The organism is Brevibacterium rongguiense (genome assembly GCF_009857845.1).
Classification (GTDB): domain Bacteria; phylum Actinomycetota; class Actinomycetes; order Actinomycetales; family Brevibacteriaceae; genus Brevibacterium; species Brevibacterium rongguiense.
In genome coordinates, this window is record NZ_WWEQ01000016.1 from 19,354 (window position 1) to 43,867 (window position 24,514).

Below are 24,514 nucleotides of genomic sequence, written 5' to 3' on the forward strand. Positions count from 1 at the left end.
CCCCCGTGAGCTCCACGCCCTGGCCCGCACCGGAAGCACGCCATCCGGTGCGGGCCACTGTCGCCGTTCCCGGCTCGAAGTCGCTGACCAACCGCTACCTCGTGCTCGCCGCGCTGGCCGACGGCGATTCGCGCATCGCTAATCCGCTGCGCAGCCGCGATGCCGACCTCATGATCGGCGCGCTCTCCGCGCTCGGCGCCGAATTCAGTGAGCCCGAGCCCGGCGTCCTGCGGGTCCGTCCGGCCCCGGGGCCCGGCGCCCGGGCGCTCGCCGGGCAGGCGCGCATCGAGTGCGGGCTCGCGGGCACCGTCATGCGCTTCGTCCCGCCCCTGGCCGCCGCCCTGGGGCGCGCCGCGGCCTTCGACGGCGACGAGCAGGCGCGCGGTCGCCCGATGGGCACGATGCTGAGCGCACTGCGCGAGCTGGGCGTGGACGTGGACGGCGAGGCCCTGCCGTTCGCGCTGGCGCCCGCGCCCGGGGGCGTGCGCGGCGGCCACCTCGAGATCGACGCAAGCGCCTCGAGCCAGTTCGTCTCCGGCCTCCTGCTCGCCGCGTGCGCGTTCGACCTGGGCCTCGAGCTCGCCCACACGGGCACCGCGCTGCCCTCGCAGCCGCACATCGACATGACGCTCGAGGCGCTCGCGGACGCGGGCGTCATCGTCTCCGCGCCCCGGCCCGGGCGCTGGGTGGTCGAGCCCGGCCGCCCGCGCGGGCTCGAGGTGGCCGTGGAGCCGGACCTGTCCAACGCCGCCGCGTTCGTCGCGGCCGCAATCGCCACCGGCGGCACGGTCGACGTGCCGCTGTGGCCCTGCGCCACCACACAGGCCGGCGATGCGATCCGCGGCCTTGCGCATGACTTCGGCGCTCAGGTCGAGCTCTCCCGCGCGGGCCTGCGGGTGGAGGGGCCGCAGCGACTCGCCCCCATCGAGGCGGACCTGGGCGCGGTGGGCGAGCTCACCCCCGTCGTCGCCGCGGTCGCGGCGCTGGCGGACGGGACGTCGACGCTGCGCGGCATCGGCCACCTGCGCGGCCACGAGACGGACCGGCTGGCCGCACTGGCCGCCGAGCTCCAGGCCGTGGGCGCACGGGTGGAGGAGGGGCCCGACTACCTCCGGATCACCGGGCCCGCCGACCGCGGTGCTGTGTGGCACACGTACGCCGATCACCGCATGGTCATGGCCGGGGCAATCGTGGGCCTGCGCGTGCCCGGCGTGGTCATCGAGGACCCGGACACCGTCGCGAAGACGATGCCGGACTTCGCGGCCCGCTGGACGAAGATGCTCGAGCAGGCGCCCGGCACCGCCGCCGCGGAGCGCAGGTGAGCCCGCGCTACCGGGACTTCACCGAGGACGACTACCGGCCGCGGCCCAACCGCCGCGGCAGCCGCCCCCGCACGAAGGAGCGCCCCGCCTACGAATCCGCCGTCACCGGCATGATCACCGCCGTCGACCGCGGCCGCTACCGCGCCGTCGTCCTCGACGGCGCGGAGGACCGGACCGTCGCGGGGGTGCGCGCGGCGCGGCTGCGGCGCACGGCCCTGGTGCCCGGCGACCGGGTGGACCTCGTGGGCGACACGAGCGGGGCCGAGGGCTCGCTCGCCCGGATCGTCGGCCTCCAGCCGCGCTGCACGGTCCTGCGCCGCAGCGCCGACGACGCGGATGAGACCGAGCGGGTGATCGTCGCCAATGCCGATCAGCTCGTCATCGTCACCGCGACGGCGGACCCCGCCCCGTCGGAGGGCCTCATCGACCGCGCGATGGCCGCCGCCTTCGATGCGGGCATCGAGCCGCTGCTGGCCGTCACCAAGCTCGACCTCGCGCCGCTCGACGACATCGTCGAGCGCTTCGGCGCCACCGGCATCGACATCGTGCCCTGCGGGCTGGGCCCGGACGGCCGGGTGCGCACCGAGGAGCTCCGCCCCCGCCTGGAGCACCGCCTCAGCGTGCTGCTCGGCCACTCCGGGGTGGGCAAGTCGACGCTCATGAACGCCCTGCTCCCGCAGGCCGCGCGCGCCACCGGTGCGGTCAACGACGTCACCGGGCGCGGCCGCCACACCTCGTCCTCCGCCCTCGCACTGCCCGTGGGCGCCGACGGGTGGGTCGTCGACACCCCGGGTGTGCGCAGCTTCGGGCTCGCCCACGTCGATCCCGACAGCGTGGTGGCGGCGTTCGCCGACCTCGTGCCGGCCACCGCGGACTGCCCGAAGGGCTGCACCCACCTCGCGGACTCCCCCGGCTGCGCGCTCGATGCGTGGGTGGCGCAGGGCCGGGCCGGTGAGGCGGGCCCGGCGCGCCTGGCCTCCCTGCGCCGGCTGCTCGCGGGGCTGCGCGGCTGAGGGATTGCGCGGCTGAGGGGCTGCGCGACCAAAGCCCTGCGCGGCTGAGCGACCGCTTGATTCGGGGTCTGAGCGGTGAAGGGTCTGAGCGGTTCAGGGCCCGCGCGACTGAGGGCCGCACCGCCGCGGGCCAATGCGCGGACGGGCCTCCGCGGTGCCCGGGGCCACGCCGACGCCGCCGCACATGGCCCGCGGGCGGCGGGCGCCCGCCGTCCGCGGGCCGGCCGGCCGTAGTGTGGGGCGCATGGACGATCTCCGATTCGCACTCGACCTCGCCGACCGCGCCGACGCGATCTCGCTGCCCGCGTTCCGCTCCCACGACTTCGCCGTCGAGCAGAAGCCCGATCTCACCCCGGTCACGGACGCAGACCGCGCCGTCGAGGCCATGATCCGCGAGCGCCTCGCCGAGGCCCGGCCCGCCGACTCGCTGCTGGGCGAGGAGTTCGGCGAGCGCGGCGCGGCCGCCCGGCGCTGGATCGTCGATCCCATCGACGGGACGAAGAACTTCGTGCGCGGCGTGCCCGTCTTCGCCACCCTCATCGCCCTCTACGAGGAGCGCACGCCGCTGCTGGGCGTCGTGAGCGCCCCAGCTCTCGGGCTGCGCTGGTACGCCCAGCAGGGCCAGGGTGCCTGGCGCAGCATCGCCGGCGCCCCGGCCGAGCGCCTGCGCGCCTCGGGCGTCGCGCGACTGGCCGACGCCTCGCTGTCATACGCCTCGCTGGGCGGCTGGGCGCAGCGGGGCACCCGCGAGCGCTTCATCGAGCTGTGTGACACCGTGTGGCGCACCCGCGGCTACGGCGACTTCTGGTCCTATATGTTGGTCGCCGAGGGCAGCGCGGACATCGCGTGCGAGCCGGAGCTCGAGCTCTACGACATGGCGGCCCTCGTCCCCGTCGTCACGGAGGCGGGCGGCGCGTTCACGGATCTGGACGGCCGGCCCGGCCCCTTCGGCGGCAATGCCCTGGCCACGAACGGCCGCCTGCACGACCAAGCCCTGGAGTACTTCTAGATGATGCCTGCCGCCCGACCCTCCCTCGAGCGCGCGAACCTGTGGCACCGGGCCTCCGCGGCCGCCGGCCTCATCGATGCGCAGGGCAGGGTGGGCGGCACGGTCTACGCCGCGATGACGGAGCTCGCCGCCCGCACGGGGGCGGTCAACCTGGGCCAGGGCGCGCCCGGCACGGACCCGGACCCCCGGCTCGTCGAAGCGGCGGCACGAGCCATGCGGGCCGGTGCCAACCAGTACTCCCCCGCCCAGGGCCACCCGGACCTCATCGCGGCGGTCGCTCAGTACCGCAGCTCCCCCGCCGGCCGCATCGCCCCGGAGGAGGTGCTCATCACCGTGGGCGCCACGGAGGCCATCACCGCCTCCGTGCTGGCGCTCGTGCCGGCAGGGGGCGCGGTCATCGCGTTCGAGCCGTTCTACGACTCCTATGCCGCCGCCGCGGCGCTCGCCGGCGCCGAGCTGCTCACCGTGCCGCTGCTGCCCACGGCCGAGCGCGGCTTCGCCCCGGACTGGGCGGCACTCGACGCCGCCCTGGCATCGCCGCAGGCCGCGGTCGGCGCCGCGCTCATCGTCAACGACCCGCACAACCCCACCGGCACCGTGTTCTCCGCCGCGGAGCTGCTGCGCCTGCACGCGGCTGCGCAGGCGGCCGATGCGTGGCTCATCACCGATGAGGTCTACGAGTTCCTCACCTTCAACGGCCGGCCGCACGAGCGCCTCGCGCAGCTCGTGCCGGACTCGCAGCGGATCGTGAGCATCTCCTCGGCGGGCAAGACCTTCAACGTCACCGGCTGGAAGATCGGCTGGCTCACCGCGCCGGCGCCGGTGCGCCTCGCGATCCAGGCCGTCAAGCAGTACCTGACGTTCGTGGGCGGCGCGCCGTTCCAGCCGGCCATCGCGCAGGCCCTGGCCGATCCGTCGCTCGCAGCGGCCAACCGCGATTCGCTGGCGCGCCGGTGCGACGCGCTCACGGCGCCGCTGCGGGAGGTCGCGGGGCTCACCGTTCACGAGGCGCAGGCCGGCTACTTCGTCCTCGCCGACTTCTCCGCCCTCACGGACCTCGACGCGGCCGCGCTCAACGAGCGCCTCGCCGTGGACTGCGGGATCGTCGGCATCCCGGTGGCGGCGCTGTGCCGGCCCGGCAGCGCGGCGGCGCAGGCCTATCGCGGCACGCTGCGCTATTCGTTCTGCAAGGCACCCGAGGACGTCGCCGAGGCCGCGCGGCGGCTCTCCGGGCTGGGCGCCCAGCTCGCCGCGGGCCTCCACACCGCCTGAGCCTGCGCCTGCGCCTGTACCTGCGCCTGCGCCCCACAGCCGCCCGTGGTCCAGGGGCGAGTGTTCGCACACGCCGCAGGGGCGGGTGCGAGCACCCGCCCCTGCGATGCGCGCACCGGGGCGCGCGGGATCGCTCAGGCCTGCTTGACGGCTTCGATCTCGATGGCGAGCTGGATCTTGTCGGACACCAGCAGGTCGCCGCCGGGCAGCTTCGCATCGAAGCTCATGCCGAAGTCCTTGCGGCTGATGGCGGTCGTGGCGGAGAAGCCCGCGACGGTGTTGCCGTACGGGTCCTCGTTGGCGCCGTTGAACTCGGCCTTGAAGGACACGGGACGCTCGACGCCGCGCAGGGTCAGCGTGCCCTCGAGGGTGAATTCGGGGCCCTCGACACCCGTGATCGCGGTCGAGGCGAAGGTGATCTGCGGGTGCTCGGAGGCGAGGAAGAAGTCACCGGACTTCAGGTGCTCATCGCGCTGCTCGTTGGCGGTGGAGACGGTCGCGGCATCGGCCGAGGCGCGCACCGAGCTGGCGGTGAAGTCCTCGGCGATCTCGAGGACGCCCTCGATGCCGTAGATGTTGCCCCGGACCTTCGAGACGCCGGCGTGGCGGGCGGTGAAGGCGAAGTCGGAGTGCGCTCCGTCGATGTTCCAGGTGCCTGCGGTCAGTCCGGTGGGAAGGGTGCTCATGTGCTCTCCTTGGCGATTGCGGGCGGGCCTGCGGCTGCGCCCCGTGTTCTGTCAGTGTCCTGTCGAACCAGTCTAGTTTAAACATCAACCACTTGGTTGCGCTGGTGTAACCGGCTCCCACCGCCGATCATTCCCGCCCCGCGGAAAAACTTCCGCGCACCCGCTCAGCCCGCGGCCCGCTTCTTCGCGCCCTTCGACTGGTCAGCGCCCTGCTTCTTGGTGGGGCCCTGCTTCTTGCTGGTCCCCTGCTTCTTGTCGGTGCTCTGCTTCTTCACGGTGCTCTGCTTCTTGCTGGTCCCCTGCTTCTTGTCGGTGCTCTGCGTCTTGTCGGTGCTTTGCTTCTTGGCGTCCGCAGGCCCGGCGCCCTTGCTCGCAGCCCCGTTCCTCTTCGAGCTCTTCTTCGCGGTGCTCGTCGTGCCGGCGCCGTTCTTGCCGGCACCCTGTTTCGCGGCGCCCTTCTGCCCGGCGCTCGTCTTCTCGCGGCTCTTCGTACGATCCTTCTTCCCACCGCCCGCGCCCGGGCCCGGCTCCTGTGACCCGGAGCGACGAGCCGCCACGCTGCGCTTGAGGGCCTCCATGAGGTCGATGACCTCACCGCCGGAGTCATCGTCATCCTCCCCCAGCGTCACGGCGGTGTCGATCGATTCGCCGCGTCCCAGCTTGTCCTCGATGAGGGCGTCGAGCTCCTGCTGGTACTCGTCGTGGAACGCCTCCGGTTCGAAGTCGGCGGAGAACTCCTCGATGAGCGAGCGGGCCATCTTCTTCTCCTGCGCACTGGGCTTCGCATCCTGCGCGGCGGTGTCCAGATCGGCCGGCCGGACCTCGTCGGCCCACAGGAGCGACTGCAGCGCGATGACCTCTCCGCGCACCCGCAGTGCGCCCAGCCGGGTGCGCGAGCGCAGCGTGAACGTGACGATGGCGGTGCGCTCGGCCTCCGCGAGCGTCTCGCGCAGCAGGGCGTAGGCCTTGGCGGACTTCGCGTCCGGCTCCAGGTAGTAGGCGCGGTCGACCATGAGCGGGTCCACCTGGGCGGCGGGCACGAACTGGGCGATGCTGATCTCGCGGCCCGCCTCGGCGGGGAGCGCGTCCAGCTCCTCATCGGTGATGATGACCGTCTCGTCACCGTCGTCATAGGCCCGGTCGATGTCCTCGTAGGCCACCTTCTTGCCGCAGATCTCGCAGCGCCGCTCGTAGCGGATGCGGCCGCCGTCCTCGTCGTGGACCTGATGGAGCTCCACGTCGTGGGACTTCCGCGCCCCGTAGAGCCTGACCGGCACGCTCACGAGCCCAAAGGCCACCGTGCCACTCCAGATTGCCCGCATTGCCCGCACTCCCCTTCACCGCCGCAACCGTGCTGACTACGCTGAGCCTAGCGGTGCGGCCCACGCCCCGCCCGCGGCCGCGGCGCACGCGCAGAACCCGCAGGAGGCAGCGCCATGCCACGATCCGATCGCCCCCGCGGCGGTTCGCGCACCGCCTCCGCCCACGCGCGGACCGTCACGATCGACGGGCACCGGCTCAAGCTGACCCACCTGGACAAGGTCCTCTACCCCGCCGCGGGCTTCACGAAGGCCGACGTCCTCGACTACTACGCGGCGGTCGCCGAGGCGCTCATCCCCCTGGCCCGGGCGCGCCCGCTCACCCGCAAGCGCTGGCCGGACGGGGTCGGAACCGCGGCGCATCCCCTGCGGCCGTTCTTCCGCAAGGCCCTCGAGGCATCCGCGCCGGCCTGGATTCCGCGCGTGTCCCAGCACCACGCCGATCACACGAGCGTCTACCCGCTGCTGGACTCCCCCGCCGTCCTCGCGTGGCTCGGCCAGCTGGCCGCGCTCGAACTGCACGTCCCGCAGTGGCGCGTGTCCGCCGAGGGCAGCGCCCTGCCGCCCGACCGCATGGTCCTCGACCTGGATCCCGGACCCGGCGCCGGGCTGGCCGAGTGCGCCGAGGTCGCCCGGCTGTGCCGCGAGATCATGCACGGCATGGGCCTTGAGCCGCTGCCCGTGACCTCCGGTTCGAAGGGCATCCACCTGTACGCAGCGCTGCCCGGTGACACGGGCGCGGAGGAGGTCAAGGAGGTCGCGCACGAACTGGCGCGCTCCCTCGCCGCCGAGCGCCCGGAGCTCATCGTCAGCGAGATGGCCACCGCACTGCGCCGCGGCAAGGTGCTCATCGACTGGAGCCAGAACAGCGCGGCGAAGACCACCGCCTGCCCGTACTCCCTGCGCGGTGGCCCCGAGCCCACCGTGGCCGCGCCCCGGACCTGGGAGGAGCTCGACGACCCGGGGCTTGCGCAGCTGGGACCCGCCGAGGTCGTCGAGCGGCTGCGCTCCGGCCTGGAGCCGCTGGCCGCGCTGGCAGGCGGGGGCGGCGACCGCCTCGACGCCTACCGCGCCAAGCGCGACGGCAGCCTCACACCCGAGCCGGTCCCGGTGGCGGGCACGCTGAGCACCTCGGGCGGCTCCGCGGCCTCGGGCGGCTCTGACGCGCCGAACGGCTCCGGCGCATCGAATGGCTCTGGCGTATCGCATGGCTCTGACGTATCGCATGGCTCTGACGTATCGGATGGCTCCGACACATCGGCAGGCGCCGGCGCCTCGGCGCCCCGGAACGGCGGGGACGCGCGCAGCGGGCCCGGCGGCGGGCCGGGCCGGATCTTCGTCATCCAGGAGCACCACGCACGCGCACTGCACTTCGACACCCGCCTCGAGCACGACGGCGTGCTGGTCTCCTGGGCGGTGCCCAAGGGGCCGCCCCTGCGCCGGGGCGTCAACCGGCTGGCCGTGCAGACCGAGGACCACCCCATGGACTACGCGGACTTCTCCGGGACGATTCCCGCGGGGCAGTACGGCGCCGGCACAGTGAGCATCTGGGACACCGGCGCGCTGGAGGTGGAGAAGTGGCGCCCCGATGAGATCGTGGCGGTGCTCTTCGGCCGGCCCGACGGCGGGCTGGGCGGCGTGCCGCGGCGCTACGCCCTCATCCGCACGCGGGGCGAGGACTGGCTGCTGCAGCTCATGAAGGACCAGCCGCCGAAGGGCGCCCGGCCCCCGAGCGGACAGCCGCCGGCGGACGGACAGCCGCCGGCGAGCGCACCGTCGACGGCGAACCCACCGGACCGCGCGGACGCAGCGGACCGGGCGGACGCAGCGGACCGGGCGGTGGCACCGGGCCAGGTCGATGCACCGGACCGAGCGGGCGCGGCGGGTCATACCGCCGGTGAGGACGAGGCGGCCGGCGAGGACCGTCCCGGTGCCGCCGATTCCCGTGAAGCCCCCGCCGGGCACGCCGGGCACGCCGGGCACGCGGGGCCCGCGGTGCCCAGCGCTGGCGGCCTGCCCGCCCCCATGCTCGCCGTGGCGGAGCTCCCCGGCCCGCGCCTTGCCGCCGAACCGCGCGCCTGGGAGGCGAAGTGGGACGGCTACCGGGCCATCGCCCGGGTGGGTGAGCACGGGGTCGAGGTGCGCAGTCGCAGCGGGGCGGATCTCACCGAGCGCTTCCCCGAGCTCGCGACGCTTGCCGAGGCCGCCGCATCGGGCACGGTCGTCGACGGCGAGATCGTGGTGCTCGACTCCGACGGCCGCCCGGACTTCGCGCGCCTGCAGCGGCGGGCGGACCTCCCGGAGGCGCAGACCGCCCGGGCCGCGCAGTCGCAGCCCGTGTTCTACATGCTCTTCGATCTGCTCGCAGCCGCCGGGGAGGACCTGTGCGAACTGCCCTACGCGCAGCGCCGCGCACGGCTCGCGGACACCGTGGAGCCCGGTGGTCCCATCGCCGTCCCGGCGGGCCTGGGCGATGCCCTGCCCGCCGCGCTCGCCGCGAGCGCGGGACTGGGCCTCGAGGGCGTGGTGGGCAAGCTGCGCGAGAGCCCGTACCGGCCCGGGGTGCGCTCGCAGGACTGGGTGAAGATCAAGCACACGGCGGACCAGGCCGTGGTGATCATCGGCTGGCGGCCCGGCCGCGGCGGCCGCGCGGCCACGTTCGGCTCGCTGCTCGTCGCGGTGCACAGCGACGGCGAGCTGCGCTACGCCGGTCGTGTGGGCGCGGGCTTCGACGACCGGCAGCTGCGGACCCTGCGCACGCGCCTCGACCGCCTGCGGCGGGCCACCGCGCCGGCCACCGGCGTGCCCGCGGCGGTCGCCCGCGAGGCCGAGTGGGTCACTCCCCGGTTGGTGGGCGAGGTCCGCCACTCCGGGCGCACCGCCGGCGGCGCGCTGCGCCATCCCGTGTGGCGCGGGCTGCGCGAGGACGTGGCCCCCGACCAGGTGCAGTGGGAGATGTGATGGCCGCCCGCGCACCTCGGCGGGGCCCGCATGCCCACGGGTTTCCCAGCGGGGGCGCCTAGGCTGGGAGAGCGCCGGGGCGCGGCAGCCGCCGGGACCCGGCCATCCGAGCACCACGCACGCGCGGGGCTCCGCACAGGGACGCCCTGCCCGACCTCTCGAGGAGACCCCTTGTCCAGCGCCGCCGCCCCCGTCCACCGCTCCACGACCCCGCCCTCCGGCAGGAGCCTGCTGGCCCTCCTGGGATTCGGTGCCGCCGTGCTGGCCGCCGCCGTCATCGGCGGCCTCGCCTCCGGTGGCTCGCAGCAGGTCTACTCCTCGCTCGAGCTGCCCGCCTTCGCGCCCCCCGGCTGGCTCTTCGGCCCGGCCTGGGCGCTCTTCTACGCGCTCATCGCCCTTGCCGGCTGGCTGGTCTGGCGCCGCGCGGGCTTCGATTCCGCCCTGTGGGTGTGGACCGCCCAGCTCGTCCTCAACGCCGCCTGGACGCCCCTGTTCTTCGCGGCCGGAATCTACTGGCTGGCCTTCGCGGAGATCGCCCTGCTGTGGGTGGTCCTCCTCGTATGCATCGGCATGTTCTGGCGCCGCAGCCGCCCGGCCTCCCTGCTCATGCTCCCCTACCTCGCGTGGGTGACGTTCGCGGCCGCCCTCAACCTGGCGATCGCCGTCCTCAACTGATCCGCTGATCCGCGCCCGCTGGGCGTCTGGTCCCTTGGGCCCGTGCGCGGCCGGTTCGCCCGTGGGCGGCCGGCCGCACACGCATGTGTGAGGGAGGCGGCCGGCGGCGCCGGCACAGCCGGGCCGCACCTCGGGTCCGGAGGGATGCCGCGCCCCCGCCCGGGCCCCGTGGGCGCCTGACGATCCGAACGCCCCGCGGCCCCGTACGCACCTCGGTCCTGCACGGACCTCGGGTCCGAACTCCGCGCAGCCCGGCCGCAACGCTGGCCCCGCTCGGGTGAGGCCCGCCGTCCGCTGCCGACCGCCGTGCGCGAACTCGCTGCCGGTGAGCATGACGAAGGCCCCCGATCCTCATGAGGATCGGGGGCCTTCTTCTCGTGGCGGGGGAGGGATTTGAACCCTCGACCTCCGGGTTATGAGCCCGGCGAGCTACCGAACTGCTCCACCCCGCGATGCGTGTCCCACTATACGCACTCCCCGCTCGGGGGCCAAATCGAGGGGCTGTGACCTGCCCGACACCCCCCCGGCGGCCCCTCGGGAACGCGGGCCGGGGCTGGTGTGCACCCGAGCCGGCGTACGCAACCCGGCCCCTGCGCGCCGCGGGCGCGGCCTCGGCCTCACCCGCGGCGCAGCCCGCGCTCCGGGACCGGGCGCAGCCTGCGCGCCATGCCCGGCCTGCGCCTCGGGCCGCGCGCGCCCGGCCCCGGAACCGGGACCGGGCGCGCCCGGGCGCTCACCCCTCGGCCGACTCGGCCTTCTCGAGGGCCTCGCGCAGGCGCTTCTGGGCCTCGCCGTACTTCGTCCAGTCGCCGTCCTTCATGGCGGCGTCGGAGTCCTCCATCGCCTTCTTCGCATCGGCGAGGCTCTTCTTGTAGTCCGCGCTGCCCTGCGCGCCCGAGGAGGACTCGCTGGCCTCGGTGCCGCCGGCCGCATCCGAGTCCTTCTTCTTGCCGGCCTGGTTCGAGTCGCCCGCATTGGCCCCGGAGTTGCCCCCGAACACCTGGTCGAGCGCCTCGTCGAGCGTGGAGGCGTAGCCGATCTTCTCGCCGAAGGCCACGAGGACGCGCTGGAGCACCGGGTAGGACGTCTCCCCCGAGGAGCGCACGTAGACCGGCTGCACGTAGAGCAGCCCGCCGGCCACCGGCAGCGTGAGCAGGTTGCCGTTCTCCACCTTCGACGAGCCCAGGCGCAGCACGTTGAGGTTCGACTGCACCTTGGGCTGGGTGTTGAAGTTGTTCTGCGCCTGGCCCGGCCCGGGGAAGGTCGTGTTGCGCGGCAGCTGCAGCAGCCGCAGCTTGCCGTAGCCCTCGCCGCGCACCCCCTTCTTCGAGCCCGCGTCCGCGGAGGCGGAGAGGAAGCCGGTGAGGTTGTTGCGCGTCTGCCCCTCGATCTGGCGCGGGATGAACGACGACGTCAGCGAGAACGACGGCTGCTGCTGGCCCGGCATCTTGAGGGTGAGGTAGTACGGCGGCTGGGTGAGGTTGTCATCGCGGGCGACCGTCGGATCGAGCGGCGACGTCCAGAAGTCCTGCTTCGTGTAGAAGGAACCGGCGTCCTCGACGTGGTACTGCGTGAGCAGCGAGCGCTGGACCTTGAAGAGGTCCTCCGGGTAGCGCACGTGGCTCATGAGATCGCCGCTCATGGAGTCGACGGACTTGAACATGTCCGGGAAGACCTTCGACCACGACTGGAGGATGGGGTCGTCCTCGTCCCAGTCGTAGAGCTCGACCTTGCCGTCATAGGCGTCCACGGTGGCCTTGACGGAGTTGCGGATGTAGTTCGCCTGCTCCTTGGGCAGCGCCGCGTTCGCGCTGCCGCGCTGCGTGTTGGAGTCCTCCGTGGCGTCCTGGAGGACCTGCGGCTTGGAGTACGGGTACTGCGAGCTCGTCGTGTAGCCGTCGACGATCCACTTGATGCGCCCGTCCACCACGGCCGGGTACGGGTCGCCGTCGACCTGCAGGAACGGAGCGGCCTTCTCCACGCGCTCGCGCGGGCTGCGCTCGTAGAGGATCTGGGACTTCGAGTTCAGCGCGTCGGAGAGCAGGATCTGCTCGTCCTGGAACTTCACCGCGTACAGGAGGCGGTGGAAGAGGTTGCCCACGCTGGGGCCGCCCTCACCGGAGAACGTGTTGTAGACCTGCGCACCGCCGTCCTCCTTGTCCGCCGGGTAGTCGATCTCCTGGGGCTTCGCGCCGTCCTCGGCGCCCACGATCGAATAGCGCGGCGACTGCTCGCCGAAGTACACTCGCGGCTCGTACTCGCCCAGCTCGCCCGTGGGCGGGATGTTGGCCTCGGAGAACGCGGGCTGGCCGTCGGTGCCCTGGCGGTTGCCGTAGGCGGACACGACGCCGAAGCCGTGCGTGTAGACGACCGCCTGGTTGAGCCAGGAGGCATCGGACTGCGACTGCGGGTTGAGCTCGCGCACCGCGATGACGGTGTCCTGGCTCTGCCCGTCGATCGTGTAGCGGTCGACGTCGAGCTGGGAGGGGAACGAGTAGAAGGACCGCTGCTGCTGGAGCTGGCGGAAGGTATCGGAGACGAGGTTCGGGTCGAGCAGCCGGATCGAGGCCGCCGTCTGGGCATCCGAGCGCAGCGCGCCGGAGGGCGCATCCGTCTTGGGCGTGTAGGGCACCACGTCGACGTCGTCGATCCCGTAGGCCTTGCGCGTGGCGTCGATGTTGCGCTGGATGTAGTCGCGCTCGAGGTTCTGCTCGCTCGGCATCACCTGGAACTGCTGGACAGCGGCGGGCAGCGCGATGATCGACACCGCGCCCAGGACGAACAGCATGACGACCGCCACGACGGACAGCCGCCAGATGGGCCGGAACGCGTTGGCGGCCATGAGCACCGCAACCACGGCCGCGGCGATCGCGACGATGAGCATCGCCGGCAGCGTCACGTGGGCCGCCGTGTACGTGGCGCCGGTGACGAGCCCGCGCTCCGAGGTCAGGTCCGCGTAGCGCTGGACGAACAGGCGCGCGGCCTGGGCGAGGACGAGCACCGCCGCCGTGATGGCCAGGTGCACGCGGGCGGGCTTCGTCAGGTGGATTCCCCGCTCCTCCCCCGGGCGGATGCCGCCCATGAGGTAGTGGCCCACGACCGCGGCGATGAAGGACAGCAGCGCGGCCATCCCCAGGAAGCCCAGCGCGTCTGCAGCATGGGCAGGCCGAAGACGTAGAAGGAGATGTCGTGGCCGAACTGGGGGTCCGCCTGGCCGAACGAGGTGGGGTGGAGGAAGAGCTGCGCCTCTTTCCAGCTGGCCGCCAGGGCGGTGCCGCCCAGCAGGCCCACGACGATCGGCAGCGCGATCGTGAAGACGCGCCGCAGCGGCTCGACCGCCGCGCGGTAGCGGTCGAGGTTCTCCTGCCGCGGTGTCGTGGGCGCATAGACCGGCCGTTGGCGGTGCGAGAACCACAGCGGGAACCATACGGCCGCGCCCATGAGGACGAGCCCGATGGCGAAGAGCACCGCGCGGGTCAGCCACTGCGTCGTGAAGACCTGCAGGAAGCCCGCCTGGTCGAACCACAGCACGTCCGTGTAGACCTGCGCGAACACGACGAAGAGGATGAGGAGGATCACCACGGCGATGATCGTGAGGATGAGCGGCGAGGGCCCGCGCCGCTTCGTTCGGGTGTGCTGGGTCTGCGCTGTCACGCGAGTCCTTCCGCGGTCGGGTCCGCCCGGCGGGCCGGGCGGACCTGGGGGGCCGCTGCGCGGCCGCTCACTGCCATGGGGTCGTGGGGGCTGGGCGGGCGGAGGGCGTCACTGCGCCCCGCCCGAGGTGCAGGTGGGCAGGCTGTCGGTGTCGTGCTTGCCGATGCGCTCCACCGAGGTGCGCGCGGAGTGCAGCGTGTCGATCCGCACGACCGTGATGTCCTCGCCCTGGGCGGCCTCCTGGGCCTCCGCGCAGTTGTCCTTGGGGGCCAGGAAGTACTTCGCCCCGCGCTCGGCGGCGGCCGCGACCTTCTGGCGCGCGCCGCCGATGGGCGAGACGGTGCCGTCGGGGCTGATCTCGCCGGTGCCGGCGATCGGAACGCCCCCGGTCATGGCCCCGGGCGTGAGCTTGTCGACGATGGTGAGCGCGAAGATCGTGCCGGCCGAGGGCCCGCCGATCCCGCTGACGTTGTAGGTCACCCGCACGGGGAAGTCGTACTGCTGGGCGAGCCGCACGCCGATCGCCTTCTGCCCGTCCGCTTCACGGGGGGTGAGCGTGGCGCTGCCGCGCTCGGAGCCGCGCCGGTAGTCCACGGTGACCGTCGCGGAGGCGCGCACGGCGTCCTGCACGGCCTGCGCACCGGCATCGTCGCCGGTGATCTTCGTGCCGTTGACCGCCGTGATCCGGTCGCCGGCCCGCAGCTTGCCCACCGCTGGGGTGTCGGGGAGGACCTCGGAGACCGCGATCTGCGAGGTGTAGGGCTTCTTGAGCTCCGTCATCGCCGCTGCGGTGGCGGTGTCCTGCGAGCCGGCCATCTGGGCCGCGTTCTCCGAGGCCACCTCGTCGCGGGTGGTGGTCAGCGGGTAGTAGGACTCGGTCGGGATGACGGTCTGGGCGCGCTTGAGCACGGCGCCCAGCGCCTGCGAGGCGAAGACCGTGCGGCCGGGCCCGCCGGACACGCCCACGGTGAGCATGTCGAGCGAGCCCTGCGTGGGATAGGTCCGCGCCCCGCTGATGGCGATGACGTCCTTGCCGTCCTGGCTGCCGAACGTGTTGAGCACGGGGCCGGGCACCTCGATGAGATAGGGCACGGGCACAAGGGCCGCCGCGAGGACGAGTGCGTAGGTGAGCAGGCCGGAGACCATCCCGGAGTCGAGGCGCCCGCCCCGCCTGCGGCGCCGGCGGCGGACTGCGGGCGATGATCCGGCCGGGCGCGCCGGGGCGTCCGCGTGTGCGCGGGCGTCGTGGGTGCTCACCAACCGCATCCTTCCAAACCGGGGTCTGCCCGAGTCTAGTTCAGAGGCACCCGGTGCCGCGAATGCGGCGGGGCCTGCCGCGCCGCCCCACCGCCGCACGATCGCGCCCGGTTTCGCCCTCGACGAAACCGGGCGCGCGGCCCGCGGATTCGGAAGGTTTGACCAGGCGGCGTCGTTAGGGTGGGGAAAACGCCATCGACCCGGGGAGACGCCATGAGCGAGAACGACCGCGACAACGAGAAGCCGGATGAGAACGATCCGCTCGGCAACCTGTTCGGCATGATCTTCGGCCAGGGCGGGATGCCCGGCCAGTCGGGTGCGGGCCAGCAGTCCGGCCAGGGCGGGATGCCCGGCATGTCCGGGATGAATATCGACCCCGCAATGCTCGGCGGCATCATGTCGCAGCTCCAGGGGATGTTCTCCGGAGCGGGGGGCGGTGTGAAGACCGCCGCCGTGCGCGCCGCCGAGGCCAAGCTGCCCACGCCCGACCCGCAGCCGGGTGAGGAGGCCAAGCGCACCAGCGCGGATGCCTTCCGCGTGGCCGAGCTGTGGCTGGGCAGCGTCACCGAGGAGCCCGCAGGGGTGCCCGCCGGCCGCCCGCTCAGCCGCAAGCAGTGGGTCGAGGACTCCGCCGAGGGCTGGCTGGAGCTCGTGGGCCCCATCCGGGAGAACATGAGCGAGGCGCTGCTCGGCTCGCTCGGCGAGCAGGTGCCCGAGGAGATGAAGCCCATGCTCGCTCACGCCGGGCAGATGCTCGGGTCGATGACGGACATGATGTTCGGCGCGCAGCTGGGCGAGCTGCTCGGAGCGCTCTCCGGCAGCGTCCTCACCGGCACCGAGTTCGGGCCCTCCGTCATGCGCGGCGGCGAGCCCGTGCTCGTCGAGTCGAACATCGCGGGCCAGGCCGCCGAGAGCGGGCTCGACACCGCCGAGCTGCGCATCTACCTCGCCGCCACCGAGCTCGCCCACCTGTGGCTGTTCGCCCGCGTGCCGTGGCTGGCCGGCCACGTGCGCACCGCGCTGGCGAAGTACGCCGACGGGATCGAGGTCGACACCGAGCGCATCCAGGGGATGGCCGCCGGAGGCCTCGACCCCAGCCAGCTCGAGCAGATGGGCGAGGAGCTGCGCCAGGGCATGTTCCGCCCGCAGCCCACCGCTGACCAGCGCGAGGCGCTCGAGACCCTGCAGACCGTGCTGTCCGTCATCGCGGGCTGGGCCGACGTCGTCGCCTACGCCGCGTGCGCGCAGCTCGAGCAGCGCGAGGAGATCCGCACGGCGCTGCGCGAGCGGGCCGCGGCGCAGAGCCCCGCCGATGTCGCACTGTCCGACTTCATCGGCCTCAACCTGCAGCCGGCCCGCCTGCGCGAGGCGATCAGCCTGTTCGCCTACCTCGAATCGACGAAGGGCGCCGAGGCCCGCGACGACGTCTTCCGCCACCCCGACATGCTGCCCACCGCCGCCGACCTCGACGATCCGCTGGGCTACTACGAGCGCCGCAGCGCCGAGTGGTCCGCCGACTCGTCGATGGACGAGGCCCTCGAGCGGCTCCTCAGCGAGGAGTCCGGCACGGGTGCCGGTGCGGCGGGGACCGCGGATTCGGGTCCTGCGGAGTCCGGACGGGCCGAATCGGAGGGAGCCGAGGAGTCCGCGGCAGCGGAGCACTCGACGGACGAGGGCACCGGGCGCACGGACCGGGACGGCCGCGCGGGCGACGGGGGCGACGAGCGGGACGAGGACCGCTGAGCGGTCCCGCCCGGGCAGTCCGCACCGAGCTGCGCGAGGCCGCGGACGGCCTCGGGGCCACCGACCCGCAGACCGCGCGGGCATGTCGTGCCCTGGCCGCGGAGCTCGCGGCCGGGCTGGGTGTCGAGCGGGAGTCCGGGCCCGCGCACGTGACGGCCAGCTGCGCCGTCTTCTCCCCGAGCTTCGACGCCGTCCTCCTCCATCTGCACCGCAAGGCGGGGGTCTGGCTGCAGTTCGGGGGCCACATCGAGCGCACGGACGCGGGCGCCCGGGCCGCCGCGCGGCGCGAGACCCGCGAGGAATCCGGGCTGACCGAGCTCACGTGGCTCTCCCCGCTGCCCGTCGACGTCCACCGCCACGCCCTCGCCGGGCGCTTCGGCTCCTGTGCCGAGCACACGGACATCGTCTTCGCCGCCACGGCGGACCCTGCCGCCGCGACGCGGCGCTCGGCGGAATCGGCGGGCCTGGCCTGGAGCGCCCTGGCCGAGCTGCCGGACGGCATCGCAGCCGACCTGCCGGACCGCCTGCCGGCTATCGCCGCGCGCGCTCGACGGCTCGCCCGTGGCTGAACCCCGCGAGGTAGATGTCCGCCTCGGCCGTGCGCTTGTAGCGCGCGACGAGGGCCTTGAACGCGGGTGAGTGGTTGGGCTCGCGCAGATGGGCGAGCTCGTGGACGAGCACCGCGTCGATGACCCACTGGGGCGCCTCCCGCAGCTGAGCTGAGATCCGGATGGCGCCCGTGGCCGTCGTGGTCGAGCCGAAGCGCTCGAGCTGCTGCTGGGACCACACGACCGAGGCCGGCGCCAGGCCGTCGTCGAAGACGCGGGCGTTGAGCAGCGCGGCCCGCTCGGCCAGCGCCGCATCGGGTGCCGGACCGCGCGCCGCCCGCCGCTCCATGCGCGTGATGAGCTGCGCGATCTGCGCGCTGTGGCGCCGGGGGTCGTAGGACTGCGGGACCGCCAGGTGCCAGCGCTCGCCCCGGCGGGTCAGCGAGATCGTCTTGCGCCGCCGCGCCGAACGGCTGATGGAGATCTCATCCGCCGCGAGCAGCGCCCGCACCTCCTGTGCATCCATGGCGCCACCGTAGCCCCCGGCGCCCTGCCATCGGACACGGCACGTCCGCCCTGTGGCCGGTGCGTCCGACATGCGGGCCCGGCAGAAAAAATTTTGCGCTCCCGTGCATCCCGGGCGCGTCGCACGTCCCCGGGGCCGCCCGCGCGCACCGCGCGGCCCGCAACGGCGGGCTCCGGCCGGCCGGTGCACGGCGGCCGGGTCCGGGCGCGGAGCGCGTGCTCCACAGCACTGTCCACAGCCCAGGGGCGGCCCTGCACACCTTGTCCACACGCCATCCACAGTTCTACGGTCGTGCGGCTTTGACGGGAGCGGCGCGCCCGCATAGTTTGAGCAGTTAGATCCGCGGAAAACCCGGAGTTCATGGGCAAGGGGAAGGCTCATGAACAGCCGCGAGCGCCTGTGGATCGTCCGCGGACGGAGGCGGTCGCAAGCCCCCCGGTACCTCGATGCCGGAGAGCCGAGCGCCTCCGTCCGCTCTGTGCGTCCACAGTTTTTCCACAGCGCTTCCACGCGGGTGGCCGCCGGCGCCGCGCCTTCCTAGAGTGAGCCTCCCGAACAAGGGAGGCCCCGTGTACACCATCTACCGCTGCGTGCCGCTCGTATGGCGCTCCCCCGGCTGCGTCCAGTTCGGCGCCGATGACCCCGTGCTCATCGATGGGCTGAGCCCCGCGGACGCCGATCTGCTCAACCTGCTGCGGATGGGCGTCTCCGCCGCCGGGCTCTACGACGCCGCGGCGCGCTGCGGGGTGGAGCGCACCCGGGCGGCCTCGCTGCTGGCCCTGCTCGACGAGGCCGGTGTCCTCGTGCCCGTCGGGCCCCCTGCGCTCACCAGCGCACAGCCCGGCGCCGAGGCGCTGGCGGCTCACCTGCACGCGGCACCGGCCCGCGTGGCCGAGGCACTCGCCGCCCGCCGGGTGCGCGTCACCGGTCCGCTTGCCGAGCCGCTGGTCGCTGCCCTGCTGCGGGCCGGCCTGAGCGCGCAGGCGGTCGGCAGCGCCGAGGAGGCGGCCGCGGATCCGGACGCCCTCACCGTGCTCACGGCCGTGTGGGCCGCCGACCTGCTGGGCGCGGGCCTCCTGAGCGAGGCGGGGGCAAGCCACGCCCACGTCGTCATCGGCGAGGGCCTGGCGCGCGTCGAGCACCCCGTTGTCCCCGGCTGCACCCCGTGCACGGGCTGCCGGGTGGGCGCGCTGAGCCGGGAGGACCCCGGCTGGCTCGATGCCTGGCGGGCGCTGCGCGCCCTGCGCGCCTCGGCCGAGCGGGCGGACCCGGCCCTCGTCGCGCTGGCGCTCGCACTCGCCGCAGCGCGCCTGCGCTCGTTCCTCGTCGCCGAGCGCCTGGACCCGGCCGATGTCACGATCGCCCTCGATGGGTCCACCACGACCGCAGCGCCCGCCTTCCACCCGGCGTGCGACTGCCGCCTGCCGCTGGCCGCGCCCGGCGCACCGGCCGCGCACCCGGCTGCTCGGGAACCGCTCCCGGCGGCCACCGGCACGAACCGGGCTGCGGAGCGCGCGGGCTGAGCCGGCGCGGGATGCACGGCAGGCACCGGCACCGGGAGCTCGCACCGGGAGGCGCCGGCACCGCGGGCGGGCTCCGGGACCTCGCAGCGGGCGCTACGAGACGAGGACTACGGGGCGGGGCTGCCGTGCACGGCGGAGGCGACGACGGCCACGACCTCGGCGCCGAACTGGCCGAGCTTGACCGGCCCCATGCCCGGCACCCGCTCGAGGTCGGCGGGCGTCTGGGGCACCACCTCGGCGATGGCCGCGAGCGTGGCGGTGGTGAAGACCATGTAGGCGGGCACGCGCAGCCGCGCGGCGGTCTCCTCCCGCCAGGCCGTGAGCGCCTCGAGCACCCGCGCATCGGCGGCCTGCGCGCAGTGCGAGCAGCGGCCCATCCGCCGCTCGGCCGCCCCGTCGAGCGGACGCGCGCAGCGCGCGCACTGCTGCTCGCGCAGCCGCGCGCCGGCCGCACCCGGGCGCCGGGCGCCCGAGCGGGCAGACTGCGCCGCGGCGGCCCCCTGGGCCTTCCCCCGCAGCTCGCCGACGAAGCGGGAGACCCGGCGCTGGACACGGCTGCCGGACTGGCGGGCCAGCGACCAGCTGAGCGTGAGCTCGTCGCGGGCCCGGGTGAGTGCCACGTAGAACAGGCGCCGCTCCTCCGCGATCTGGGCCGGCGTGGTCGCGTAGGAGATGGGCAGGAGCCCCTCCGAGAGGCCCACGATGTGCACGCTGTCCCATTCGAGGCCCTTCGCCGCGTGGACGCTGGCCAGCGTCACCCCGTCCACCGGCGGTGCGAACTGGTGCTCCCGACGGTCCTCGAGCTCAGCGACGAACTCAGCGAGCGGGACCGGCAGCTCACGGTCGGACTGCAGCCGGCGGGCGAGCTCCACGAGCGCGCTCAGCGATTCCCACCGTTCGCGCAGCGCACCGCCCCGCGCGGGGCCGGCGGCGGTCCAACCCAGCGAGGCCAGCACCTCGGCGACGGCGTCCGGCAGCGGCTGGGGGGCGCGCGCCGAGCGCGCCGCGCGCAGCATCGCCATGGCCTCCTTGACCTCGCGGCGGGCGAAGTAGCGCTCCCCGCCGCGCAGCACGTAGGCGATGCCGGCATTCGCCAGCGCCTCCTCGAGCGCGCGGGACTGGCCGTTCGTGCGGAAGAGCACCGCGATGTCCGAGGCGCGCCGGCCGGCAGTGAGCTGGGCGGCGATGCGCTGGGCGATGCCCTGCGCCTCCGCCTCGTCGTCGGGGAACTCGAGGAGCGCCGGCGGCTGGCCACCCGTGCGCGTGGGCTGGAGGACGAGCGGGCTGCGGCCAGTGTGGGCCAGCACCCGGTTCGCCGCGTCGACGATGGGGGCCCGCGAGCGGTAGTTGCGCACCAGTGAGATCGTCGCCGCGTCCTCGAAGCGCTGGGGCAGGCCCAGCAGGAACGAGTCGGTGGCGCCGGCGAACGTGTAGATCGTCTGCGCGGGATCGCCCACGACGCACAGCGAGCTGCGCCGGCCCAGCCAGCGGGAGAGCAGGTCGAACTGGACCGGGGAGACGTCCTGGAACTCGTCGACGACGAAGTGGCGGTACTGCGAGTGGACCTGCGCGGCGATGTCCTCGCGGGTGGCGAGCACCCCGGTGAGGACGAGGAGGACGTCTTCGAAGTCGAGCATCCGGCCGCGGGTCTTGAGCTCCCCGTAGGCGGTCATGATGCGCACCATGGCCGCGGGGTCGATGCCCTCGGGCAGCTCCCGGTCCGCGGCCATGCCCGCGTACTCCTCCGTGCCGATCATCGACACGGCGGCGAACTCGATCTCCGCGGCGACGTCGCGCACCGTCTCCCGCTCCACCTCGAAGCCGGTCTCGGCCAGCGCGCGGGCGACGGCGCCGGCCTTCTGCGCGATGAGCTCGGGAAACGGCCCCTCCGCGAACGCCGGCCAGAAGAACCGCAGCTGCCGCAGCGCCGCGGAGTGGAACGTGCGGGCCTGGACACCGGGCACCCCCAGGCCGCGCAGGCGCGCGCGCATCTCCCCCGCCGCCTTGGCCGTGAACGTGAGGGCGAGCACCTGCTGGGGCTCCAGGGCGCCGGTAGCCGCGGCGTAGGCGATGCGGTGGGTCATGGCGCGGGTCTTGCCGGTGCCGGCGCCGGCCAGCACGACGAGCGGGCCGATCGGGTGCTCGACGACGCGGCGCTGCTCGGGATCGAGGGCGGCCAGCAGGGCCTGTGCGTCCTTGCCGCCGGGGGCTGCGCTCATGCGCCGCCGGTCAGCCAGGCGGCGATGATCTGACCCGCGATGGAGACCTCACCGGGGATGAGGACGTCTTCGGCCGCCACCGCCGCGCGCAGCTCACGGCGGGTGAACCAGCGCACCTCGGACATCTCGTCGCCGTCCGGCTGCAGGTCCGCGCTGCGCGCCTCCGCGGTGAAGCCGAGCATGAGGGAGCACGGGAACGGCCATGGCTGCGAGCCCACGTAGCGCGGATTGTCGCAGTGCACACCGGCCTCTTCGAAGACCTCGCGCTGCACGGCGCGCTCGAGGGTCTCGCCCGGCTCCACGAATCCCGCGAGGATCGAGAAGCGGCGCTGCGGCCAGGCCGCGTTGCGGCCGAGCAGGATCCGCTCCTCGCCGTCCGGATCCGTGTGGACGACGGCCATGATGACGGCGGGGTCGGTGCGGGGGAAGTGCTCGGCGCCCGTGGTGGGGTCCCTGCGCACCCAGCCGCCTGCCGCGGGCTCGGTGGGCTCGCCCGTGCGCGGCGAGCGCGGGTGGGCCGCATGCCAGTTGCCCAGGGCGACGAGCGTGCAGGCCAGGCCGGCGTCGAGGTCGCTGAGCGCCAGGGCGAGCGCGCGCAGGTCGAACCACGTGGGCGCCGCGACGTCGAGGCCGGTGGCGGGCGCGTCCAGCAGGTCCTCGGCCTGGGCGCCCTGGGCGCGGGCGAGCGCCTCGTCGACCCGGGAGCGGGAGGCGTCGTCGAGGAGGAGGCCCACGCAGTCCGTGCCGTCGGCGGCCCGGCCCAGGTAGATGCGGGTGCCGCCGAGGGCGCCCAGCTCGGTGGTGAGCGGACCCGGCCCGGGGGCGGGCTCAGCAGTCGGCTGGGCGGGCTCCGCACCGGGTTGGGCGGGCGTCCCCTCGCGAGAGGCGGCCGCCGCCGCGCCCGTGGGCTCCTGGAGCCGCAGGCGGTGGAGCTGGCCGCGCGAGACGAGGAGGCTGCCGCGGTGGGCGAGGACGATGACCGTGCCGGGGCGCGCGAGCACCTCGTCCAGCGCTGCGTCGGAGCCCCGATCCAGGTGGTTGCGCAGCGCCGCGCTGCGGGCGAGGCTGGCGGGGGCGAGGACGGGCAGCGGCAACATGGGGACCACGATAGCGAAGGGCGCTGACGCGGCCCGCCCGCCCAGACACGCACCGCGCGGGCGGGCCGGCCGGGTGCCCTGTCCGGGTAGATTGGGCGTGTGGATACTCTCGCCCTTCGCATCGCAGCGGCCAGCGCCCAGCTCGTCGAGGACTTCGAGCCCAGCGGCTTCGCGCCGCTGAGCGATCCGCGGGGACCCCGCCTCCTCCTCAGCGACGGGCAGCGCAGCGTCGTCGCTGCCCTGCTGGGCCCAGCGCAGGCACTCGAGGCCGCGGCCGAGCAGGTGGCCGCCGCCGTGCTGCGGGCCATCCTGCCCGACTCCCCCGTGGCATTCCCCACGGTCCTCGCCCGCCAGCCGATGCCCCGGGGCTTCGTGCCGGACGAGGAAGTCGTCCTGCAGGTCAGCGAGCCGCTGCCGGGGGCGCCGGTGTCCACGCTGGACTTCCGGGAGTCGGCGCTCGCCCCCTCCCTGGCCCGCTTCCTCGCGGCGCTGCACTCCGCGGACGCCGGCGGGGTCGCCGATGCCGGCCTCGTCGCGCAGGAGTCGCAGGAGATCCGCGAGGCGCTGCTGGGCGAGCTCGATCGCGGTGCCGAGACGGGCGAGGTGCCCGGTGGGCTGCTGGGCCGCTGGGAGGAGGCGCTCGAGACCGTCTCCCTGTGGCGGTTCCTGCCCGCCCCCGTCCACGGGGACCTCAGCCTCGAGGCGCTGCGCGCGCAGGACGGTGAGCTGAGCGCGGTCTCCGAGCTGGCGCGCCTGCGGGTGGGCGATCCGGCCGCCGATCTCGCCGCCGTCTCCGGGCTGCTCGATCCCGATGACTTCGATGCGTTCCTCGCCGCCTATGCCGCGGCCCGCCCGGCCGAGGACGCCGGGCTGTCCGAGCGCATCGATTTCATGAGCGAGTTCGCGGTGCTCCAGTGGTTCCTCGCCGCGGTGGACGCCGGCGACGCCGAGGCGCGGGCCGAGGCCGTGGCCCTGCTGTGGCAGCTCGCCGAGCTCACCGGCGGCACGGCCGCCTCCGGCGCGCCGGCGCGGGCCGGGGCTGCCGGAGCTGCCGAAGCTGCCGAAGCTGCCGAAGCTGCCGAAGCAGAGCGAACGTCGGACGAGCATCCGTCAGCGGAGCCGTCCACGGCGGACGACCCGGGCGCAGCCGCAGCCGGGGCGCCCAGTGCTTCCGGTGCTTCCGCGGCCGGCGCGGACGGTCGAATCGACGGCACCGGCCGCGGCGCGGAGGACGGGCGAGACGGTCACGGTGAATCGCCGGCGCGGACGGGCGCCGAACCGGCGGCCTCCCACGTCACCGAGGACATCGACCGCGACCGCGCGGCGTTCCGACCGGCAGCGCCGGTGCGCCCGGCTCGCGCGGGCCGGCAGGAGGCCGGGGGCTCACACGCCGCCGGGCACGGCGCGGCGGCGCCGGGCACGTCACCCCAGGGCGCCTCGCCTCAGGGCACCGCAGCCCAGGGCACGGCTGGGCGGGGCGGGATCCCCGAGGACCCAGCCGAGGCGGAGACGGGCAGGATCGCCGGCCCGGACGAGCTCGAGCGCATCGGCTCGCCCACTGACTCCGCTGACTCCGGTGACCCCGGCGACGCGCGAACCCGTTCGTCTCTCGTGGACACCCAGCGCACCGAGCTGGGCGAGGACTTCGCAGCGGGCGACGACACGGCGCCCGTCGAGCGCCCCTGACCGG

Annotated in this window: 18 protein-coding genes and 1 tRNA gene; 10 read left to right on the forward strand and 9 right to left on the reverse strand. The window is 74.2% G+C overall.

Going from position 1 to position 24,514, the window contains the following annotated elements; genetic code table 11:
- Window positions 1-5 precede the first annotated feature (5 nt).
- The 4 genes from aroA to GSY69_RS05450 all read left to right on the forward strand — a co-directional run bounded on the left by aroA (window position 6) and on the right by GSY69_RS05450 (window position 4,616).
- Complete coding sequence (gene aroA / locus GSY69_RS05435; RefSeq protein WP_328698776.1) at window positions 6-1,322, forward strand: 3-phosphoshikimate 1-carboxyvinyltransferase; 1,317 nt, start codon at window positions 6-8, stop codon at window positions 1,320-1,322.
- Entirely contained in the window at window positions 1,319-2,335 is a 1,017-nt protein-coding gene (gene rsgA / locus GSY69_RS05440; protein WP_160952864.1) for a ribosome small subunit-dependent GTPase A, read from the forward strand. Before aroA ends, rsgA begins: the two co-directional genes overlap by 4 nt.
- Window positions 2,336-2,579: 244 nt before the next feature.
- Window positions 2,580-3,344, forward strand: a complete 765-nt coding sequence (gene hisN / locus GSY69_RS05445) for a histidinol-phosphatase (RefSeq protein ID WP_160952865.1) — start codon at window positions 2,580-2,582, stop codon at window positions 3,342-3,344.
- A gap of 3 nt (window positions 3,345-3,347) precedes the next feature.
- Window positions 3,348-4,616, forward strand: a complete 1,269-nt coding sequence (locus GSY69_RS05450; RefSeq protein WP_160952866.1) for an aminotransferase class I/II-fold pyridoxal phosphate-dependent enzyme — start codon at window positions 3,348-3,350, stop codon at window positions 4,614-4,616.
- A gap of 134 nt (window positions 4,617-4,750) precedes the next feature.
- On the opposite strand, the gene GSY69_RS05455 is transcribed toward GSY69_RS05450, so the two are convergent.
- Window positions 4,751-5,302, reverse strand: coding sequence for a YceI family protein (locus tag GSY69_RS05455; protein ID WP_160952867.1), 552 nt, complete (start codon window positions 5,300-5,302; stop codon window positions 4,751-4,753).
- 164 nt (window positions 5,303-5,466) lie between these two features.
- Window positions 5,467-6,600 carry a non-homologous end joining protein Ku gene (gene ku / locus GSY69_RS05460; protein WP_407925006.1) on the reverse strand — a complete coding sequence of 378 codons (1,134 nt, stop codon included), beginning with the start codon at window positions 6,598-6,600 and terminating at the stop codon, window positions 5,467-5,469.
- Window positions 6,601-6,738: 138 nt separating this feature from the next.
- On the opposite strand from ku, the gene GSY69_RS05465 reads away from it, so the two are divergent.
- Window positions 6,739-9,582 carry an ATP-dependent DNA ligase gene (locus tag GSY69_RS05465; protein WP_160952869.1) on the forward strand — a complete coding sequence of 948 codons (2,844 nt, stop codon included), beginning with the start codon at window positions 6,739-6,741 and terminating at the stop codon, window positions 9,580-9,582.
- A 171-nt stretch (window positions 9,583-9,753) separates the two neighbouring features.
- The gene (locus GSY69_RS05470) at window positions 9,754-10,257 is read left to right on the forward strand and encodes a TspO/MBR family protein (protein WP_235936312.1); all 504 of its coding nucleotides are present in this window, start codon (window positions 9,754-9,756) and stop codon (window positions 10,255-10,257) included.
- Between the two features lie 378 nt (window positions 10,258-10,635).
- Here GSY69_RS05470 and GSY69_RS05475 read toward each other — a convergent pair.
- From GSY69_RS05475 to GSY69_RS05485, 4 genes are all read right to left on the reverse strand, one after another.
- Window positions 10,636-10,709: transfer RNA gene (locus tag GSY69_RS05475), tRNA-Met, on the reverse strand.
- Between the two features lie 281 nt (window positions 10,710-10,990).
- Window positions 10,991-13,387 carry a UPF0182 family membrane protein gene (locus tag GSY69_RS05480; RefSeq protein ID WP_328698777.1) on the reverse strand — a complete coding sequence of 799 codons (2,397 nt, stop codon included), beginning with the start codon at window positions 13,385-13,387 and terminating at the stop codon, window positions 10,991-10,993.
- Window positions 13,297-13,911, reverse strand: coding sequence for a UPF0182 family protein (locus GSY69_RS15145; RefSeq protein WP_328698778.1), 615 nt, complete (start codon window positions 13,909-13,911; stop codon window positions 13,297-13,299). Before GSY69_RS15145 ends, GSY69_RS05480 begins: the two co-directional genes overlap by 91 nt.
- A gap of 108 nt (window positions 13,912-14,019) precedes the next feature.
- Window positions 14,020-15,168, reverse strand: coding sequence for a YlbL family protein (locus tag GSY69_RS05485; protein ID WP_328698779.1), 1,149 nt, complete (start codon window positions 15,166-15,168; stop codon window positions 14,020-14,022).
- 213 nt (window positions 15,169-15,381) lie between these two features.
- Between GSY69_RS05485 and GSY69_RS05490 the strand changes: the two genes are divergently transcribed.
- On the forward strand, window positions 15,382-16,911 hold the full coding sequence (locus GSY69_RS05490) for a zinc-dependent metalloprotease (RefSeq protein WP_160952871.1): 1,530 nt from the start codon (window positions 15,382-15,384) through the stop codon (window positions 16,909-16,911).
- Window positions 16,912-17,060: 149 nt separating this feature from the next.
- Entirely contained in the window at window positions 17,061-17,480 is a 420-nt protein-coding gene (locus tag GSY69_RS05495; protein ID WP_160952872.1) for an NUDIX domain-containing protein, read from the forward strand.
- Here the strand turns inward: GSY69_RS05495 and GSY69_RS05500 are convergent.
- A complete protein-coding gene (locus tag GSY69_RS05500; RefSeq protein ID WP_160952873.1) occupies window positions 17,443-17,985 on the reverse strand; it encodes a M48 metallopeptidase family protein in 543 nt (180 codons plus the stop codon). The two genes, GSY69_RS05495 and GSY69_RS05500, sit on opposite strands and share 38 nt — an antisense overlap.
- Before the next feature lie 569 nt (window positions 17,986-18,554).
- Here GSY69_RS05500 and GSY69_RS05505 point away from each other — a divergent pair.
- Complete coding sequence (locus GSY69_RS05505; RefSeq protein WP_160952874.1) at window positions 18,555-19,508, forward strand: hypothetical protein; 954 nt, start codon at window positions 18,555-18,557, stop codon at window positions 19,506-19,508.
- Between the two features lie 107 nt (window positions 19,509-19,615).
- Here the strand turns inward: GSY69_RS05505 and GSY69_RS05510 are convergent, their stop codons facing one another.
- Together GSY69_RS05510 and nudC are read right to left on the reverse strand one after the other, a co-directional pair.
- Window positions 19,616-21,727 (reverse strand): ATP-dependent DNA helicase UvrD2, encoded by a 2,112-nt coding sequence (locus GSY69_RS05510; protein ID WP_160952875.1) that lies wholly within the window; start codon window positions 21,725-21,727, stop codon window positions 19,616-19,618.
- Window positions 21,724-22,824: an NAD(+) diphosphatase gene (nudC, locus tag GSY69_RS05515; protein WP_235936313.1), complete on the reverse strand. Its 1,101-nt coding sequence runs from the start codon at window positions 22,822-22,824 to the stop codon at window positions 21,724-21,726. Before nudC ends, GSY69_RS05510 begins: the two co-directional genes overlap by 4 nt.
- Window positions 22,825-22,923: 99 nt before the next feature.
- Here nudC and GSY69_RS05520 point away from each other — a divergent pair, with 99 nt between their 5' ends.
- Window positions 22,924-24,510, forward strand: a complete 1,587-nt coding sequence (locus GSY69_RS05520; RefSeq protein WP_160952876.1) for a phosphotransferase — start codon at window positions 22,924-22,926, stop codon at window positions 24,508-24,510.
- Window positions 24,511-24,514 lie beyond the last annotated feature (4 nt).